The sequence below is a fragment of the Pseudoalteromonas sp. NZS71_1 genome (assembly GCF_015864305.1).
GTDB lineage: Bacteria > Pseudomonadota > Gammaproteobacteria > Enterobacterales > Alteromonadaceae > Pseudoalteromonas > Pseudoalteromonas arctica.
The window spans coordinates 18,484-34,850 of the sequence record NZ_JADYXM010000019.1; the positions used below are offsets into that span (position 1 = coordinate 18,484).

The window sequence follows — 16,367 nt, forward strand, 5'->3', positions numbered from 1 at the left end:
TGTTGCAGAAGTTTGTTTTTATATTGAATATATAGGTAAATAGGATGGTAAATTTGTGGTGTGTTAAAAATTTAATTTGAATTAATTTCATCTTGTTCAAAAAATAGCGACTAGTGCAAAAGCTCTAAAAGTGCTTTATTTTCATAAATATAACTTTTTATTGTTACTGCGTGTACAAAAATGAGTTAAGTAAACACACAAACACGTTAAAAGTGTTTTTACTCTAATTCAGTATACGTAATTCTAAACTCCCTAGACGTATTAAAGTGAATATATTGATGAATTTTTACTTGTGTAAGCTGAATAAAAATTTACAAAACCATTTAATTTAATCTGTTATTTGAGTAACCCACTATACAGTGCTTATAAATGGCTAAAACGCGTTAGTTTGCCTTTAAACTTTCATAGAAAAACAGGCGGTTTTGGTTTAAACTGCGCGCAATTTAATTACATCCATACTCCCTTGGAGGGTAGCGCTATTATTAGTACAGCTAATGTCACCATGCAATTTGGTGCTAAACCATTATTTGAAAATATCTCAGCAAAATTTGGCGATGGAAACCGTTACGGTTTAATCGGTGCAAATGGTTGTGGTAAATCAACATTTATGAAAATTTTAAGTGGTGAGCTTGAAGCGTCTTCAGGTAATGTTAGTACTGATCCTAATGAACGCGTTGCTAAACTAAACCAAGACCAGTTTGCCTACGAAGAATACTCAGTAATTGATACTGTGATCATGGGTCACAAAGAGTTGTGGAAAATTAAACAAGAACGCGACCGTATTTACTCTTTACCAGAAATGAGTGAAGACGACGGTATGAAAGTAGCCGATCTTGAAACTGAATTTGCCGAAATGGATGGTTACTCTGCTGAATCTAAAGCAGGCGAGCTTTTATTAGGCGTAGGTATTGGCACAGATCAACACTTTGGTCCAATGTCAGAAATTGCACCTGGTTTTAAACTACGCGTGCTACTTGCACAAGTGTTGTTTTCAGACCCAGACATAATGCTACTTGATGAGCCTACCAATAACTTGGATATTTACACCATCAAGTGGTTAGAAGACGTGTTAAACCAACGCGACTGTACCATGATAATCATCTCGCATGACCGTCACTTTTTAAACTCTGTGTGTACTCACATGGCCGACATTGACTACGGTGAGCTACGTATTTACTCAGGTAACTACGACGAATACATGTTTGCAGCAACGCAAGCACGTGAGCAACTACTTAGCGAAAATGCGAAAAAGAAAAACCAAATTGCTGAACTTCAACAGTTTGTATCACGTTTCTCTGCTAACGCATCTAAAGCTAAGCAAGCAACATCGCGCGCGAAACGTATCGACAAAATTCAGTTAGACGAAGTTAAAGCGTCTTCACGTCAAACGCCGTTTATTCGTTTCGACCAAGAAAAGCAGTTATTCAGAAACGCGCTTGAAATGAATAACCTAACGCAAGGTTTTGACGACAACACGTTGTTCTCTGGGCTTGAGGGTTTAGTAGAAGTTGGCGAGCGTATTGCTATTATTGGTGAAAATGGTGTTGGTAAAACAACATTACTTAATACATTAGCAGGGCGCTTAGCTCCTAAAGCCGGTGAGTTTAAGTTTTCTGAAAACGCGAACATTGGTTACTACGCGCAAGATCACGCAGATGAGTTTGCAACCGACATGAACTTGTTTCAGTGGATGGAGCAATGGCAACAAGAAGGCGACGACGAACAAGTGGTTCGCAGCTTCTTAGGTCGTATGTTGTTCTCTCAAAACGATATTAAAAAGTCAGTTAAAGTAATTTCAGGTGGTGAGCAAGGCCGCATGCTGTTTGGTAAAATTATGATGCATAAACCAAACATATTGCTAATGGATGAGCCAACAAACCACATGGATATGGAATCTATTGAAGCGCTTAACTTAGCACTTGAAGCCTACGAAGGTACATTAATGTTTGTATCGCACGATCGTCAATTTGTATCATCGGTAGCTACCCGAATTTGGGAAGTTAAAGATGGTAAAATCATTGACTTTAGAGGCAACTACGCAGAATACCTAGCGAGTAAAGAAGCTTAATTAGCTATTTACCCGTTAACCCTAAAAAGCCATGTTTAAACATGGCTTTTTTTGTTTTTGTGGCTTTGTATTAGTCGCAATTAATATGGCTTTGGGTATAATACCCGGCTTAAACAGGACATAAGTCCGCTATTTTAAAAATACATTACTGAGGAGTATTTATGACTGTTGGCATTATTATGGGTTCTAAATCAGATTGGCCAACCATGGAACATGCAGCACTTATGCTTGAACATTTTGGCATTAACTACGAAACTAAAGTCGTGTCTGCACACCGCACTCCTCAATTACTTGCTGATTACGCAAGTTCAGCCGCAGAACGCGGTATTAAAGTTATTATTGCTGGCGCTGGCGGCGCGGCTCATTTACCAGGTATGGCTGCTGCTTTTACGTCGCTTCCTGTACTGGGCGTGCCTGTAAAATCAAAAGCATTAAATGGTGTTGATTCACTTTTATCTATTTGCCAAATGCCTAAAGGCGTTGCAGTGGGCACACTTGCAATTGGTGAGCCGGGCGCAGCAAACGCAGGTTTACTAGCCGCACAAATTTTAGGGTGTCAAAATCCAGAAATTTTTGCAAAAATTGAAGCGTTTCGTAAAGCTCAAACCGACACTATATTAGCTAATCCAAACCCTGCAGAGTAATAATGAATATTTTAATATTAGGTGCAGGGCAACTTGCACGTATGATGAGTCTTGCAGGCGCGCCGCTTAATTTAAACGTGGTTGCATACGATGTAGGCAGCAAGCAAATTAAGCATCCGCTAACTGGTGAGGTTTATAGCACGTCACTTGAGCAAGCAATATTAAACGCTGATGCAATTACTGCAGAGTTTGAGCACATTCCTGATGACGTACTAACACTTTGCTGTAACAGCAATAAGTTCTACCCAGGGAAAGCCGCTATTAAAACCGGTGGCGATCGCTCGCTTGAAAAAGCATTGCTTGATAAAACAAACGTAACTTGTGCGCCGTATCAATTAATTACTGAAAAAGCGCATCTTGAACACGCAGTTAAAATCCTCGGCAAGCCACTTGTTATTAAAACATGCCAAGCGGGTTACGATGGAAAAGGCCAATGGCGTTTAAAATCGGATAGTCAAATAGACGAAATTTGGTCACAAATGGCTGATTTTATTGCATCGGGCACCGAGCTTGCGCCACATACAATTATTGCTGAAAAAATGATCCCGTTTGATCGTGAAGTATCTATTATTGGTGCGCGCGATAAATACGGTAACGTTGCTATTTATCCGCTAACAGAAAACGAGCACACAAATGGTGTATTAACGCTTTCTATTGCCGGTAAAAATAATCACAACGTTGAAGCGCAAGCAAACGATGCATTTACAAAAATAGCAAACGAGCTTAACTACGTTGGCGTATTAGCAATTGAGTTTTTTGATGTACAAGGCACGTTACTCGTTAACGAAATTGCACCGCGTGTACATAACTCAGGCCACTGGACGCAACAAGGCTGCCATTGCTCACAGTTTGAAAACCACATGCGTGCTGTTGCAGGTTTGCCGCTTGGCAATACAGAGCTTAAACACATTACCGCGATGATAAACGTACTAGGGCAACCTAATATCCCAGCTGACGTACTAAAATATGCAGATGTGACTAGCCACTGGTACGGTAAAACTGCAAAACCAGGTCGTAAAATGGGCCATATAAACGTATCGGCCACTAGCATGAACGATCTAGCAGATAAATTAGGTGAGCTTACTGAATATCTACCTGAGCAAGATTATCCAGGTATTTTAAAAGCGGCGGCAAATTTAATACTAAGCCAATAATTTCTAATTATAGAATTAATTTGTTAATACCGGCTTGAGCCGGTATTTTTTTGTCATAAAAAAAGCTTTTGAATATGTAATACTGTTAAAGTCTAATTTTAAATTTGTGAAGTAAAACAATGAAACTAAAAACAATATATGGCGCCCTAGCCATTGCTACATTATTTAGCTTAAATGCATTTGCATCAGACTCTCTTCGTGTTGCTACTTTTAATGTAAGTATGGATGCGACGAATCACACGCCTAAAGGTGAGCAAGTTAAAAGTGATGCTTTAGTTAATGCACTTAAAGCAAACCACCAGCAAATTAAGAACATAGCGGAAATTATTCAACGAGTTCGCCCTGATATTATTTTACTTAACGAATTTGATTACATCCCAAAAGAGCAGGGCATTGAATACTTTAATGAGCACTTTTTAAATATAGGTCAGCAAAAACAAGACGCTATTAACTACCCTTACTCTTACATTGCTCCGGTAAATACAGGGCTTGCCACCGAGTTTGATTTAGATAACGATGGCAAGAAAAATGGCGTGATGGGCGATGCACAAGGTTTTGGCTTTTTTGAAGGGCATTACGGTATGGCTATTTTGTCAAAATACCCAATCGATTTTGATAAAGTAAGAACCCTTCAAACCTTTAAATATAAAGACATGCCAAATGCACTAATGCCAGTGATGCCTAAAACAGGTGAAAACTGGTATAACGCACAAGAATGGCAAGCGCTTAGACTCAGCTCTAAATCGTTTTGGGATTTACCTATTAACGTAAACGATAAAACCATTCATGTTATTGCATCTCACCCAACACCGCCTGTATTTGACGGTAAAGAGGATAGAAACGGCAAGCGTAACCATGATGAAGTAAGGCTAATTGCCGATTACGTTTCAAACGCTAAGTATATTTACGATGATAAAGGCGAAAAAGGCGGTTTAAAAACTTACTCTCGTTTTGTTATCTTAGGGGATTTAAATGCCGCCCCTGAGGGTGATAAAGCCCGTACAAACACCACAGATCAACTACTTAAAAATCCACTTATTAACGCTCAATTTGTTCCAAAAAGTGAAGGCGCTAAAGAGCAGTATGACGTGCCTTATGCACAAAATTACAGTGCTAATTGGCAAGCGCGTGTTGATTACGTACTACCGTCAAACTATGGCTTAAAAATTAAGGACGGTGGTGTATTTTGGCCTACTAAAACGAGTAGTGAATATCGTTTAATTAAAGACAGAAACGCATCGAGCGATCATCGACTGGTGTGGCTTGATTTAATCGTTGAATAACGTCCACTAATAAAGGGGGCGTTAGTAAACTGAGCTTTACCCTGTTTAATGGCTATTTATCTTAAAAAATTGCAATAACTTGAGTGCTTCTGCTTAAATACGGCTTAATTATAATAACCGTATAGAAGCACTATGATTTTTAATCTTTCTTCATCTAAAACGTTAGTGGCCTTAGCTGTTGCCTCAAGTGTCATGCTTGCAGGTTGTAGCGCTACCGCTAACACCTCTTCAACACAGCAAAGTGCATTACCAGCAACTAAAATTGCTGCGGTTGTAAACACGCCAGCAGATATCGGCTCACAAAAAATAACGCTAGAACAAGCAATGGCCGATCCGGATTGGATGGGTAATCAGCCAGAGGGTGCTTACTGGGCGAGCGATTCGGCTACTATTATTTATGCTCAAAAAGAGCAGGGTAATGCACTACGCGATTTATTTAGCCAATCGGTTACTAGCCAAACAGCAGAGCAAGTAGCTCTTAATAAACTTCATACTGTGGGTTCAAATAAAGCCGTTTATTCTAAAAATAAAACAATGGCGGCCTACACATTTAAAGGCAATGTATTTGTTAAAAACCTAAAAACCGGCGAACTTAAACAAATTACAGCTACATCAGCGGGCGAGTCAAAGCCACAATTTTTAAATAATGGCGATTTAGTTTACCGCCAAGGCAATGTATTTTTTAAAGTTGATTTAAAAACAGGCTTAACGAGCGAGCTTGCTAACTTAAAACTTGCTGATGAGCCAAAAGGTATTGAAGAGCCAAGCACGTATATTGCTAAAGAGCAGCATAAATTGATTAAATTTGTGGCGCTTCAACAAAAAAATAAAAAAGATAAGCAAGCTCGCAGTGAGCAAATTAATGAACAAAACGATTCAATTGCTAACACAGCTTATTACTTAGGCGAAGGAAATACCGTTGCAGAAGCGCAGCTTTCGCCAAATGGTGATGCGCTGTTAGTCGTTGTACAAAAGCAAACAGACTGGCGTGGTGATGGCGATATTATGCCCAACTACATTACAAATGACGCCACTATAGAACCTAAAAAAGCACGCCGCCGTGTAGCCGACGCTAAAGAAGAAACCTCAAAGCTTGTCTACATCAATTTAACTAACAAAGAGCAAACATCACTTAGCTTTAATACCTTACCGGGCTTTGACGAAGATGTTTTAGCCGCAGTTAAAAAAGAAAATTATGCACGTGATGGTAAAACATATAAGTCTAAAAAGGCACCTCGTGGTATTAACCTTATTATGGACTGGGGTTTTGAGCAAAGCCCAATAGTATGGAACGACGATGGCTCACAAGTAGCTGTAATGCTTGAAGCGTGGGACAACAAAGACCGCTGGCTTGCAACGGTAGATTTTAAAAACAACAAACTTGTGTCGCAACATCGCCTGCATGACGATGCATGGATTGCTTACGCATTTAACGACTTTGGGTGGTTACATAACTCAAACACGCTTTATTACCTATCGGAAGAGTCAGGTTACAGCCAGCTTTATAAAAAGCCTGTAAATGGTAGTGCAATCGCACTAACACAAGGCCAATTTGAGGTTTCTAACTTAACGCTTACCAGCGACGACAGCGCAATTTATTACAAAGCGAATGTTGAGCATCCAGGGCTTTACGAAATTTACCGCGTTAACCCGCAAACAGGTAATAGCGAGCAAATTACTGACTTAAACGGCATGACTGACTACACGTTAAGCCCAGATGAAAATAAGTTACTCCTTAAGCACTCTACAATTACCATGCCTAATGAGCTTTACGTAGCAGATGCTAAAGCCAATACAAAAGCAACGCGCTTAACGCATACTGTGTCGGATGAGTTTTTAGCTAAAAAGCTAACAGCCCCTAAAATTGTTGCCGTACCATCGAGCCATACTGATCAACCAATATATGCAAAAGTATATTATCCAGCAGATTACGTTGAGGGTGAAGTAGGCAAAAACCGTAAAGCGGTTATTTTTAACCACGGCGCAGGTTACTTACAAAATTCACACATGGGTTTTTCGGTTTATTTTCGTGAATTTATGTTCCATTCATTGCTCGCTGATGAAGGTTACATAGTAATGGATATGGATTACCGCGCATCTAAAGGTTACGGCCGTGATTGGCGCACCGCGATTTATCGTCAAATGGGCACACCTGAAACACAAGATTTAGCCGATGGCGTTAAATGGATGGCGCAAAATGCCAACGTTGATACCAAAGCCGTAGGCACTTATGGTGGCTCTTACGGCGGCTTTATGACCTTTATGGCATTGTTTACCGCGCCTGAGTTATTTCAATCGGGTGCCGCACTTAGACCTGTTACCGATTGGGCGCATTACAACACAGGTTATACGGCTAATATATTAAACCACCCTGATGTTGACCCGATTGCGTATGAGCGCAGCTCGCCAATTTATTATGCTGAGGGTTTAAACAAGCGTTTATTAATTAACTCACCAATGGTTGACGATAACGTGTTTTTTCAAGATTCAGTGCGTTTAGTGCAGCGCTTAATAGAGCTTGAAAAACAAAACTTTGAAACAGCTATATTTCCTGTTGAACCACATGGTTTTGTACAGCCTTCAAGCTGGTTAGACGAATACCGCCGTATTCATAAGTTATTTAAAGAAACACTTTAATCTTTAACTCTTAAAGTATAAAAACAAAAACGCCGCATTAGTTTGTTTAACTAATGCGGCATTTTTATTGGATTGAACAAAATCTAACTTTATTATTTCTTTTTAAAGTTCTTTTTAAAGAGCTCTATAACCAATGGTATGGCAAGCAGAGTCCCGCCAATAACACCAATTAAATGTGCATCAATAGCCACAGTGGAGTTAATAAGCTTTCCTATATCAGCATTAGGGCCGCTAAATTGTTCAAACCCTATTTTAATCCATACGCCTATGAATAATAAATAACCCGATTTGAGCCCTACAGTTATATCTTTTACTGCACCCCAAATAATTACACCATGTAGTAGGGCACTTAATCCGGTATAAATATGTATGCTTGGGCAAAACCAATACACGCCGAGTCCACACCACAGTGCTAGCGCAGTTGTATTAAAAGCGTAGCGAGTAGGTGATGTGTATTCGCCATGTAAAAGCCATATTAATAAAACACCACTGGCATTTAATCCCAAATGAGCCCAATTAGCATGAACAAATTGGCTTGAAAAGATTCGCCATAGTTCACCTTCATCAATTAGACTTCGGTTAAATTCAAGTAAATTATTTAAATCAAATGCAGCAAAAATGGTACTAAAAAGCAGCAGAATAATAGGCGGTAATATATAACGAGGTTGAATAGGTAAATTAAGCATTTTATTATATTTTTTTAGTCAAAATTTTTGCATATTGTGCCCGTTTAACTTTAAGATGCCAAATACAACTACGTAATTAAGTGTTTTTAGTATTTTTATGCATTTTAAACTTAACTCATTATTTGCCATTGGACTGTGCGCAGTATCGCTGCCTTCATTTGCACAGCAAGCAACTCAAATTGAAACTCGCGAACCTGAAGCCGCTACCGGATTAATCCATAAAGAAGTAGTGCAGGGTAATAAATACATGGTTGCTGCGGCAAATCCATATGCCTCAAGAGCCGGTCAACAAATTTTAGCCCAAGGTGGCAGTGCCGTAGATGCTGCCATTGCTACTCAACTAGTGCTTACTTTAGTTGAGCCGCAATCGTCAGGTATTGGTGGTGGTACATTTATGATGTACTACAACAAAGCAAACAATAAATTGACTAGTTTTGATGGCCGCGAAACAGCACCTGCAAATGCAGACGAAACGCTGTTTTTAGATAAGCACGGTAAAGCCGTTAAATGGATTGAAGCTGTAGTAGGCGGACGCTCTGTTGGTGTACCTGGTATTTTACATGCCTTTGCAAGCGCGCATAAACAATACGGTACATTGCCGTGGGAAGCGCTTTTTAAACCGGCTATTGAACTTGCAGAGCAAGGCTTTGTAATTTCGCCGCGTTTACATGGCTTATTAGCACGCCAGTTAAACCCAGGCGTATTGAGTATGCCGATTATTAACGAATACTTTTACCCAAATGGTAAGTTAATTGAAGTAGGTAGTGTTAAAAAGAATCAACCGCTTGCTGATTTATACAAAGACATTGCAAAGCAGGGCATTGATGCATTTTACAAAGGCGAAAATGCTAAAAAAATGGTTAATGCTGTACAGCACTCTAAAATAGCCCCTGGTAAATTAAGTGTGCAAGATTTAGCCGATTACAAAAGTAAAGAACGCGATGCGGTATGTATACAATACCGTGCTTATAACGTGTGTTCTATGGCGCCACCAAGTAGTGGCGGTGTAGCAGTACTACAAATGCTTGGCCTACTTGAGCATAAAGATATGAGCGTACTTAAACCAAATGGCGAAAAAGCGATTCATTACTTTAGCCAAGCTTCGCGTATTGCATTTGCCGATCGCGATATGTACATGGGCGATCCCGATTTCACGCAAGTACCTACACAAGAGCTCTTAAACAAAGATTATATTGCCTCACGCGCTAAATTAATTACCGAAACAGACCAAAAAGCCGTAGCCGGTAATCCAGTAGGATACCTAAGTTATGCAGTGGATGATTCATACGAGTTACCTTCTACTTCGCATGTCTCTATTGTAGATAGTAAAGGTAATGCAGTTTCGATGACTAGTTCAATTGAAATGGCGTTTGGCTCTACGGTTATGGTTAATGGCTTTATTTTAAATAACCAACTAACTGACTTTTCGTTATCGCCACGTAAAAACGGTAAGCTCGTAGCAAACCGTGTAGAGGCTGGTAAACGCCCGCGTAGCTCTATGTCACCGGTAATGGTATTTAATAAAGATGGTAGCTTACGTTTAATTGTAGGCTCACCTGGTGGTAGTCGTATCATAGATTACGTTGCACAAGTTGTTGTGGGTGTTATTGACTGGAATTTATCAGCGCAAGACGCCATTAACTTACCGCGTACAACAAATCGTAACGATTACACCAGCCTTGAAAAAGGCACAACCATTGAAGCCATTGCGCCTGCGCTTACTAAACGCGGCCACAATGTACGTATTATAGATTTAAACTCAGGCTTACACGCAGTTGAAGTTAAAAATAATACCTTATATGGTGGTGCCGATCCGCGCCGTGAAGGTGTTGCGTTATCTGATTTAACCGATAATAACGCCACTATACAATTTTAAATTATGTATAATATGCATGTGGGCAGTGAAGCCCGCATGTATTTTCTCTCAATGGTCTGACTAGCTTAATTGTCGTTGCAATTAAACCTTTAACACTGATAATGACAGATCATAACTTAAGACTCCGTTAAAGCCTGGAAATATGACAACTAATACTGATCCTAACTACTTATATATTCATCATTCTGGCCCTGGCCTAATTGAAACACCGCTATTAAATAAAGGCAGTGCCTTTAGTAAAAAAGAACGCGAAAATTTCAATCTTGCTGGTTTACTTCCTCCTCGCTTTGAAACAATAGAAGAGCAAGTTGAGCGTTGTTATCAGCAGTATTCTAGCTTTACCGACAACCTTAATAAACATATTTACTTACGTGCGATTCAAGATAACAACGAAACACTTTACTACCGTTTAGTGCGTGACCACCTTGAAGAAATGATGCCAATCATTTACACGCCGACAGTGGGGGATGCTTGTGAAAAATTCTCAGACATTTATCGCAGCGCGCGTGGCTTATTTATTTCGTATGAAGATCGTTACCAAATTGACGACATTTTACGCAACGCTACCAAAGGTAAAGTAAAAGTTATTGTTGTAACTGATGGCGAGCGTATTTTAGGCCTAGGCGATCAGGGTATTGGTGGCATGGGTATCCCAATTGGTAAATTGTCACTTTACACTGCTTGTGGTGGTATAAGCCCAGCATACACATTGCCTGTAATGCTTGATGTGGGTACTAATAACGAAAAGCTTTTAAACGATCCTATGTACATGGGCGCACGCCATAAGCGTATTGCTCAAGACGAATACGATGAGTTTTTAGATTTATTCATTAAAGCAGTTAAACGTCGCTGGCCAAATGTATTACTTCAGTTTGAAGATTTTGCACAACCAAATGCAATGCCGTTACTTAAGCGCTACCGCAATGAAATTTGTAGCTTTAACGATGACATTCAAGGTACTGCGGCTGTAACGGTCGGTTCTTTACTTGCTGCGTGTCGCGTTAAAAATTCAACCCTAAGCCAACAAAAAGTAGTTTTTGTGGGTGCAGGTTCTGCTGGTTGTGGTATTGCTGAACAAATTATTAGCCAAATGGTTTTTGAAGGTATTACAGAAGCTCAAGCGCGTAGCCAAGTATTTATGGTTGACCGTTTTGGCCTACTTTCAGAGGGGATGGAAGGCTTACGCGATTTCCAACAAGCACTTGCACAACCGCAAGGCTCGTTAAGTGATTGGACTTACAGCGGTGAATACGCATCACTTCTTGATGTTATGCACTGTGCACAACCAGACATTTTAATTGGTGTTTCAGGCCAACCTGGTTTGTTTACTGAGCAAGCTATTCGTGCAATGCACGCCGGTTGTGAACAGCCAATTATTTTCCCATTAAGTAATCCCTCTAAGCAGGTAGAAGCGCACCCTGCTGATGTGATTAAGTGGACTGACGGTAAAGCGCTTGTTGCAACAGGTAGCCCGTTTGATCCGGTTGAACACAATGGCGAAACGTTCCCAATCCCACAATGTAACAATAGCTATATTTTTCCTGGTATTGGTTTAGGGGTTATTGCAGCTAAAGCAACACGCATTACAGATGCTATGTTAAGTGTGTCTAGCGAAATGCTTGCAGAGTCGTCGCCGCGTGCAAACACAGGTAAAGGCAGTTTATTACCAGCCCTGACTGAAATTGAAACGCTAAGTAAGCGTATTGCATTTGCCATTGCTAAAAAAGCAATCGAGGAGGGCGTTGCTCTTGAGATTACTGATGATGCGTTATGGGCAGCAATCGACAAAAATTACTGGTTACCAAAATACCGTAACTATAAACGTTGTAGTGTTTAATAACGGTACCCGTAATTTAAAGTAAATGAGGCTGTACGCTAAGTTACAGCTATTAACAAAAAACAGGCAATTGCCTGTTTTTTTGTGCTTGTTCATATTTAATTAACCACGTAAGGTCTTTAATAGCATTTACAAAATTAAAGGATCGACTTAATGAATACACTGACTCTTGTTTTAGGTAGTGCACTGGCTTTTAACGTACTTAGTTTTGATGCACTTGCGGCTGCAACTCCCAATGCTCCTCATATTTATGTTAAAGGCGAAGCTACTCTTACCACAATGCCAGATTACGTACAGCTTAGTGTAGGTATTACCGAAGTTGATAAAGACTTAATTGCTGCTAAAAATAAAACCGACTTAACCATCGCTAAAGCAATTAAGCTCGTAAAAGAAATTGGTGTTAAAGAGGGAGATATAAACGCCGGGCAAATTTCAATAAACCGTGATAGCCAATATAACCGCACTACCGGTAATCAAGAATTTAAAGGCTTTAAGGTTTCTCGTACATTAACTGTAAAACTTAGCGATATAAATAAATACCCTGAATTACTACAAAGCTTAGTTAACAACGGTATTAACGAAATTAATCAAACGCAATTTTTAGCAAGTAACTACAACGAGCTGCACAAAAAAGCGCAAAAGTTAGCAATTAAAGATGCACGGGATGCAGCAAAAGAGTTTAGTGAAGATTATGGCGTTGATTTAAAAGGATTGTACAGCGCATCACTGAGTCCACTCAATGTGCAGTCGCAGCCTTATATGCGCGCAGAAAAAGTAATGATGGCTGATAGCGCACCAAGTAACTATGTACCTGATGCCTACCATGCTGGAGAGATTAAAGTAACAGCCTCAAGCTATGCTGTGTACTACATAGATTAAAATATAGGTTCTTCCTAGGGACGATTAACTCTATGTTGCTCGGTTTTTACTTAGCCCACTAGGTTACAAACCTCGCGCCGCGATTTAATCGCCCCTAGATTGAACAAATTTCAATCCAAATAATTCAACACGCCCTAGTGGTGCTCAAAACGTGCCACCAACTTCTCACCTTGCTCTTGGCTAATACGCGCTATTGAGTTAAGCATATTAGTTACTTCGCGTCTGTCGTATTCATTAGTTACATGTTCATTTATGTCATCAACAATTGCATTTAAATAATTAAATAAACTGTTGCGTGCATCGGTATCTTTATGGGCAACAAACAAAATGTTTTTAAATGCCTCAAGCACGTTTGTCATTACGTATGCATCGCCTTTGGCGTAATTACGCAGCGGTGTAAAGTTGTCGTGTAATAACTCATCAAAGCTTGTTTCATGAAGGTATAACAATGGGGCATTATCACTGTGCTTAAACGAGTAGTTAATATCGTTAATTGAAAGTCGTTGGATAAGTAAAATACTCAGCATATCAATTGATTTAACCGCAGTACCGGGATCGTTTATGCCCGGGCTCATTGCCTTAACCGCAATTTCGGATATTTGCGTTAACCCATAACGGTAATGATCGCTAATGTACTCTTCTATATAAAAAATAAAGCAGTCGAGAATTTTATTTATCAGCTCTTCATCGTTTGCTATATCTTTATTACATTTTAAGAACGGGTAACCTTTAACTGTAAAATAGCCTTGGTTAACAGAGATATAAACCTTTATATCTTGCTCTGCCAAAATGGCACACAGCTTATCGGTATGTACGCCTTTATAATATCCCTCTGTTTTACTGCTTACCGAATGCCACTTGCTAAAGTCTGGAAAGTCTTCAACTGGGTTCTCTTGTTGTCTTAGTATTATTGTTTTAATTTCGTTTTTAGTTTGGCTAAACAAGCCATTTAATACGTTATCAACCTGAATGGCACGAGAGATTGAATGTATAAAAAACACAAATAAACCTAATGAAATCAAGCCAAAAACAAGTGCAAACAACACACCAATTGAAGGAATAGCCGTACTGCCACCTTCAAGTTTATTAATGTTTATAAGCATAATAATTGAGTAAATTATGCTGCCTAAATAAAAGCCCAAAACCATTTGGTGTGATTTACGCGTAATAAGCCCAGGCACTACGCGGGGCGATAAACTCGCACTGGCCGAATTTAAAACCACCATTACCATCGAAAAACTAAACACAGTAAGCGAAATAATACTCCCCGCTAAAGTGCTTAAAATAGTACGCGCGTTTTCGGCGCTATCAACAAGTACAACCGATATAAACGATTTCAGCTGCTCAATAGGGGCTAAATATTCAACCGACATAGTTATAATGGCAAATACTAAAAAGCCCACTGAAAGCATAGAAGGGTAAAAGCCAATACTGTTAATCATTTCACGGTAACTGTCGGCTACTTTGCGAGGTACAAACATAAAATCCTTATGTAATTTTCTACTTACTTAATACCCTTAGCTTAGCATAGGCATTTATTAAACTTCTGATAATGCTGCTCAAATTTATATGTTATTATCACGCCCACAATAATAAAGCGCATGCTTATGCGATAAAAATAACAGGAAAACGCCGTGATCATTTCAACTTATGCTGCATTACTTGCATTCTTTTACATTTATTTGAGCTTTAACGTAATAAAAGTGCGCCGCGCGGAGCAGATATCTCTTGGTGATAATGGTAACGCAACGCTACAACGTGCTGTGCGTGCCCACGCTAACTTTATGGAGTACGTGCCAATTGCTTTAATTTTACTTTTTTTGGCAGAATACCAAGGGCTTGCTAGCCATTACTGTCATATATTAGGTGGTGCGTTATTAATAGGCCGTGTGTTTCAAAATTTAGGCATAGTAGAAAAGAGCCTGAAATATCGCCAAATTGGTACCATTACTACATTTTTAGTGATTATTGTTAGCGCCTTTGTATTGCTAGTAACACGTGGTTAATTAAAGAAAAGTTAATGAGCAAAATATTTATAATAGGTTTACCGCGTACCGGCACTACTAGTGTGTGCCACGCATTTTTAGAGCTTGGTATTACAACAGCGCATACCGCATATACTAATGCTTGTTTTGAAAATGCTAACGCGATTGCCGACACTCCCATATTTAATGACTTTAAAGCGCTTGATATTCATTACCCACACTCTAAGTTTATTTATTTAGAGCGAGAACTTGGTGCATGGCTTGTATCAATAAAACAGCTTTTAACGCGTATGCACACTAATTTAACCCGTGCAGATGGGGGCTTTAATATTCATATAAAACGTTGTTATTTAAATACGTTTAGTGAGCTTTCGCTTAATAATATTAGCGACGATAGTTACTTAGCAGACTGTTATAAAAAACATTTTAATGATGCTCAAACGTATTTTAATAACCGCGACAACGATTTTTTATCCATTGATATAGCAAAGCCTGATAGCTATAAAAAGCTATGCAATTTTTTAGCGTTAAAAAGTGATAAAACTGATTTTGAAAAAATGAATATGGGCGGCAAAGTTACCGCGTGGAACGATATTAAACACCCGTTAAAAGTTGAATCTACCGCTAAAGGACGGATAGATAAATTACTGCCTTACAAGATTTTTTAAATCAAATACGTTAAAATCCCCGCATTATTATTTAAGTTGTACAGAACATGTTTGAATTAAAATACCACACCCCATTTGAATGGACCGAAGTTGTCCTTGCTGACTTTAATACTTTTTTACAAGATCACGCCGCTGCAGAAAAAAAAGCATCGGGTATGGCTATGTCTATGCTTTCGCATTATCCAGACAAACGTAAATTAGTAAAAGCTATGACCGACTTAGCGCTAGAAGAATTAATACACTTTAAACAAGTACTTAAATTGCTTTTAGAGCGCGATGTAAACCTAGGTGACGACAAAAAAGATCCGTACATAAAACAAATACGTGCACTGTTTAGACATGGTCGTGATGGTTTTTTAATGGACCGATTACTGGTTGGCGGTGTAATTGAAGCACGTGGCCACGAGCGTTTTTCTTTAGTTGCACAAGCACTTCCTGAAGGTAAAGAAAAAGATTTTTATGTTGCTATTGCTAAGTCAGAAGAAAAACATAAAAACCTATTTGTAGAACTAGCTTACGAATACTTTGAAAAAGAAGAAGTTGATGTTCGTCTAGAAGAGCTGCTTATAGCTGAAGCTAAAATCTGTGAAAGCATCCCGTTTACAGCCGCTTTGCATTAATTAAAACTAGCGTAAAGCGTATTTTCACTC

Annotated in this window: 13 protein-coding genes; 11 read left to right on the forward strand and 2 right to left on the reverse strand. The window is 39.2% G+C overall.

Features of this window, described 5'->3' with window-relative positions:
- Positions 1 to 478 precede the first annotated feature (478 nt).
- The 5 genes from I6F43_RS18590 to I6F43_RS18610 all read left to right on the forward strand — a co-directional run bounded on the left by I6F43_RS18590 (position 479) and on the right by I6F43_RS18610 (position 7,786).
- The gene (locus I6F43_RS18590; protein WP_076915491.1) at positions 479 to 2,068 is read left to right on the forward strand and encodes an ABC-F family ATPase; all 1,590 of its coding nucleotides are present in this window, start codon (positions 479 to 481) and stop codon (positions 2,066 to 2,068) included.
- 161 nt (positions 2,069 to 2,229) lie between these two features.
- A complete protein-coding gene (gene purE / locus I6F43_RS18595) occupies positions 2,230 to 2,712 on the forward strand; it encodes a 5-(carboxyamino)imidazole ribonucleotide mutase (RefSeq protein ID WP_197103527.1) in 483 nt (160 codons plus the stop codon).
- Between the two features lie 2 nt (positions 2,713 to 2,714).
- Positions 2,715 to 3,866 carry a 5-(carboxyamino)imidazole ribonucleotide synthase gene (locus I6F43_RS18600; protein WP_197103529.1) on the forward strand — a complete coding sequence of 384 codons (1,152 nt, stop codon included), beginning with the start codon at positions 2,715 to 2,717 and terminating at the stop codon, positions 3,864 to 3,866.
- Between the two features lie 119 nt (positions 3,867 to 3,985).
- On the forward strand, positions 3,986 to 5,149 hold the full coding sequence (locus I6F43_RS18605; protein ID WP_197103530.1) for an endonuclease/exonuclease/phosphatase family protein: 1,164 nt from the start codon (positions 3,986 to 3,988) through the stop codon (positions 5,147 to 5,149).
- A 132-nt stretch (positions 5,150 to 5,281) separates the two neighbouring features.
- Complete coding sequence (locus I6F43_RS18610) at positions 5,282 to 7,786, forward strand: S9 family peptidase (protein ID WP_197103531.1); 2,505 nt, start codon at positions 5,282 to 5,284, stop codon at positions 7,784 to 7,786.
- Between the two features lie 92 nt (positions 7,787 to 7,878).
- Here the strand turns inward: I6F43_RS18610 and rrtA are convergent, their stop codons facing one another.
- Entirely contained in the window at positions 7,879 to 8,472 is a 594-nt protein-coding gene (rrtA, locus tag I6F43_RS18615; protein ID WP_197103532.1) for a rhombosortase, read from the reverse strand.
- Between the two features lie 97 nt (positions 8,473 to 8,569).
- Here rrtA and ggt point away from each other — a divergent pair, with 97 nt between their 5' ends.
- The 3 genes from ggt to I6F43_RS18630 all read left to right on the forward strand — a co-directional run bounded on the left by ggt (position 8,570) and on the right by I6F43_RS18630 (position 13,064).
- Positions 8,570 to 10,348, forward strand: coding sequence for a gamma-glutamyltransferase (gene ggt / locus I6F43_RS18620; RefSeq protein WP_197103533.1), 1,779 nt, complete (start codon positions 8,570 to 8,572; stop codon positions 10,346 to 10,348).
- 142 nt (positions 10,349 to 10,490) lie between these two features.
- The gene (locus tag I6F43_RS18625) at positions 10,491 to 12,185 is read left to right on the forward strand and encodes an NAD-dependent malic enzyme (RefSeq protein ID WP_197103534.1); all 1,695 of its coding nucleotides are present in this window, start codon (positions 10,491 to 10,493) and stop codon (positions 12,183 to 12,185) included.
- A 153-nt stretch (positions 12,186 to 12,338) separates the two neighbouring features.
- Positions 12,339 to 13,064 carry an SIMPL domain-containing protein gene (locus tag I6F43_RS18630; RefSeq protein WP_197103535.1) on the forward strand — a complete coding sequence of 242 codons (726 nt, stop codon included), beginning with the start codon at positions 12,339 to 12,341 and terminating at the stop codon, positions 13,062 to 13,064.
- Positions 13,065 to 13,198: 134 nt separating this feature from the next.
- Here I6F43_RS18630 and I6F43_RS18635 read toward each other — a convergent pair whose 3' ends face one another.
- Entirely contained in the window at positions 13,199 to 14,545 is a 1,347-nt protein-coding gene (locus I6F43_RS18635; protein WP_165728638.1) for a DUF2254 domain-containing protein, read from the reverse strand.
- A 153-nt stretch (positions 14,546 to 14,698) separates the two neighbouring features.
- On the opposite strand from I6F43_RS18635, the gene I6F43_RS18640 reads away from it, so the two are divergent.
- Genes I6F43_RS18640 through I6F43_RS18650 form a run of 3 tightly spaced genes read left to right on the forward strand, consistent with a single transcriptional unit; the run spans position 14,699 to position 16,337 of the window.
- Positions 14,699 to 15,070 (forward strand): MAPEG family protein, encoded by a 372-nt coding sequence (locus I6F43_RS18640; RefSeq protein ID WP_007586689.1) that lies wholly within the window; start codon positions 14,699 to 14,701, stop codon positions 15,068 to 15,070.
- Positions 15,071 to 15,084: 14 nt separating this feature from the next.
- Positions 15,085 to 15,717, forward strand: a complete 633-nt coding sequence (locus I6F43_RS18645) for a sulfotransferase (protein ID WP_197103536.1) — start codon at positions 15,085 to 15,087, stop codon at positions 15,715 to 15,717.
- A gap of 47 nt (positions 15,718 to 15,764) precedes the next feature.
- Positions 15,765 to 16,337 carry a tRNA-(ms[2]io[6]A)-hydroxylase gene (locus tag I6F43_RS18650; protein ID WP_007586685.1) on the forward strand — a complete coding sequence of 191 codons (573 nt, stop codon included), beginning with the start codon at positions 15,765 to 15,767 and terminating at the stop codon, positions 16,335 to 16,337.
- The last annotated feature ends 30 nt before the right edge of the window (positions 16,338 to 16,367 follow it).